3 protein-coding genes are annotated in these 1,830 nt (G+C 62.7%); 1 reads left to right on the forward strand and 2 read right to left on the reverse strand.

The window, feature by feature from the left end; genetic code table 11:
- The first annotated feature begins 246 nt into the window (after positions 1-246).
- On the forward strand, positions 247-405 hold the full coding sequence (locus EN749_RS35040) for a DUF3309 family protein (protein WP_127809050.1): 159 nt from the start codon (positions 247-249) through the stop codon (positions 403-405).
- A gap of 63 nt (positions 406-468) precedes the next feature.
- Here the strand turns inward: EN749_RS35040 and EN749_RS35045 are convergent, their stop codons facing one another.
- Both EN749_RS35045 and EN749_RS35050 read right to left on the reverse strand, forming a co-directional pair.
- The gene (locus EN749_RS35045) at positions 469-1,428 is read right to left on the reverse strand and encodes an SDR family oxidoreductase (RefSeq protein WP_127809051.1); all 960 of its coding nucleotides are present in this window, start codon (positions 1,426-1,428) and stop codon (positions 469-471) included.
- 98 nt (positions 1,429-1,526) lie between these two features.
- A complete protein-coding gene (locus EN749_RS35050) occupies positions 1,527-1,736 on the reverse strand; it encodes a DUF680 domain-containing protein (RefSeq protein ID WP_128364883.1) in 210 nt (69 codons plus the stop codon).
- Positions 1,737-1,830: the final 94 nt, after the last annotated feature.

Here is a 1,830-nt window from a genome sequence, read left to right on the forward strand (position 1 = left end):
GTTGTTCACCCGCGCCAAGGTCAAGCCGGGCGCACGGCGCGGCTTGATCAGCCGTCTGTTCCGGCGCGGCAAGGTCGAGATTTCATCGACCGATGCGCCAGGGCGGGATGCCGGAGCCGGGCCGGATATCGCCTTTCCGAAAGCCGCCGAATAGATCATTGCCGATTTGACCGGCAAAGGCCGCCCGGAACAACCGGGCGGCCTTTTGCATTGTTCTTGGGCGAAAAGTCGAATTGCGGGGTTCTCATGCCGATCACCACCATCGTCATCATCGTCCTGGTCCTTATCCTCATCGGCGCGGTGCCGGCCTGGCCGCATTCGCGCTCCTGGGGCTATGGGCCCTCGGGTATTGTCGGCGTGGTGCTGGTGTTGCTTATGGTGCTGCTGTTGATGGGACGGCTCTGAGGCGCCCTCTCAGTCCGCGGAGATTGTTAATCTGCGGAGGAGCATCGCCCGCTATCGCGGAGGTCAGGCAGCTTTCGCAACGCAGGTCACGGTGGCAATGCCGATATCCCCGAGCGCTTCAGCAACCGCCTGATCCAACGGCGTGTGCGGAATCTCGCCGACGATGCCTTCCAGCCGCATCGAAGCCAGTTGATGCGGCTCGAAGCGCAGGTAGGACATGGAGACGATCTCGCGCCACATCGCTACGAACGGGCTGCCAGCGCGCAGTACCCACCAGGGCATCGAAGTCATCTTGAGCGGACGACCAATAGCCTTCTCGGCAGCGGCCTTGATCTGCAGATCGGTAACCGCGTGGCCCGGAAAGTTCAGCGCTTCATAGAAGCCGAGCTTGTCCAGATTGCGCGCCAGCGCGACGAAGCCCACAGCGAAGTCAGGCAGATAGGCCCATTCATGTACGAGGTCGACCGGGCCAGGCGCGGTGTAGATACCTTTGTTGATCTTGGCGGCAACGATCAGGTCGAACCATGATCCGCTGCCGGTGCCGCCGAAGAAATCGCCGGCCCGCAGAAGGATGGTGCGGACGCGGCCCGCGTCGGCCTCGCGACGAAACAATTCCTCCATGGCGCAGCGGATGCGGCCCTTTTGCGTGCTCGGATGGAAGGGTGTGTCTTCCGATATCACCGCCGGCATCGGTGAGCCGTAATTGTAAACGGTGCCGGGGAAGAGGTGCAGTGCGCCATTCGCATGGCAGGCAGCCATGACATTCTGCGCCATCGGCAGGCACTTGCCCCAGTCGGTGTAGATCGGGTTGAGGCCGTTGAAGATGATATCGACACCTTGCGTGGCGCGGATGAGGGCCACGCGGTCGAGCGCGTCACCGGCAACGGCTGTGGCGCCTTTGAGTTCGGCCGGCACCTTGCCGTTGCGGGTGACTGCGCGAACCTCGTAGCCCGCGTCGATGAAGGCCTTGGCGACCACGCGGCCGAGCCGGCCACTGGCACCGAGAATTGCGATACTGGTCATTGGAAGCACTCCTGGGTTGGGATTTGCGTGGTCGGTCTGGACGCGCGATCGGGATCAGCGACAAGCGCGATCGAGATCAGCGACGAGCGCGATCGAGATCAGCGGCTGCCGAAGAGGTCGCGGTTGCTGCCCTGCGTGACCGGTTGCCGGACGGCCGCATCCGGGTTGTGGATCGAAGCGGTGGTCGTGTTGTCGGTGCTGGTGACAGCCGACTGGCTGGCGTCGTTCGACCCAAACTTGTCGCTGCCGGCAAAAGCGGCGCTGACGGAAATGAGGATGGCGGCGGCGGTGAGGGCGATCTTGGTCATCTGAGTTCTCCTGGTTGGTGTTTGCAGTCCGTGTTGGTGTCTGCAGCCGGAATATGGTCGCTCCGAATGCGAATGGAAATTGACTACAGATGGC

Source organism: Mesorhizobium sp. M7A.F.Ca.ET.027.02.1.1 (assembly GCF_004022985.1).
GTDB lineage: Bacteria > Pseudomonadota > Alphaproteobacteria > Rhizobiales > Rhizobiaceae > Mesorhizobium.